The sequence below is a fragment of the Vibrio sp. 10N.222.49.C9 genome (genome assembly GCF_041474985.1).
Taxonomy (GTDB): domain Bacteria; phylum Pseudomonadota; class Gammaproteobacteria; order Enterobacterales; family Vibrionaceae; genus Vibrio; species Vibrio crassostreae_C.
Genome location: NZ_JBFRVD010000362.1, coordinates 1 through 757, shown reverse-complemented (window position 1 = coordinate 757; position 757 = coordinate 1). Strand labels below are relative to the sequence as shown.

1 protein-coding gene is annotated in these 757 nt (G+C 46.9%); it reads left to right on the top strand.

The window, feature by feature from the left end:
• Positions 1-757, top strand: a 757-nt coding sequence (locus AB4585_RS23510) for a UvrD-helicase domain-containing protein (RefSeq protein WP_372171187.1), incomplete at both ends; no start/stop codon positions are given.

The window sequence follows — 757 nt, the reverse complement described above, 5'->3', positions numbered from 1 at the left end:
GGCTCAAGCAGAAGAAATTGCTCTGCTCGCATTTGGCAAGGATGCGGCTACAGAGATGTCAGAGCGCCTGTCCAACAAAATAGGTGTGACGTCGCAAAAGGTGAATGTCAGTACCTTCCATAAGATGGCGCTGCATATCATCCAACATGTGGAAGGCAGCCCGGCGAAGGTGAGTTCTCTGGCATCTGAGAGCAAGCAAAAGCAGCAGTGGTGCGCGCAATGGCTAAAAGAACACTGGACTAACGCCACGAATTTTAAACGCTGGCAAAAACATCTATCACAATGGCCTATTGCCTATCTGAAGGGAGATGTGGACCTTGGTAGCCAGTTTGAAAACCCGAAATTGATCGCTTGGCTGGATCAACAGTTGGATCAACTGTGCTCGATGAGTGTCACCAAGAAATCCATTCAACAGCAGATTATTGAACATCCTGAGTATTCGCGTCTTAATAGCGAGCTACAGTTGGTGTGGCCTTGTTATCAAGCGTGGAAACAGTACTTGAAGGAACAAGGCGAATTGGATTTCCATTCAATGATAGAAAAAGCCACGCAGTATGTGTCTAAGAATCGTTTTAAGGCTCCATGGCGCTATTTAATGGTGGATGAGTATCAAGATATTTCTCCTGCGCGCTTAGCGTTAGTTGAAGCGATTGTGAATCAACCCTGCGAGCAAGGAAGACGCTCGTTATTTGCCGTTGGCGATGACTGGCAGTCTATTTATCAGTTTGCTGGCTCAGATGTAAACCTGACCACAGGC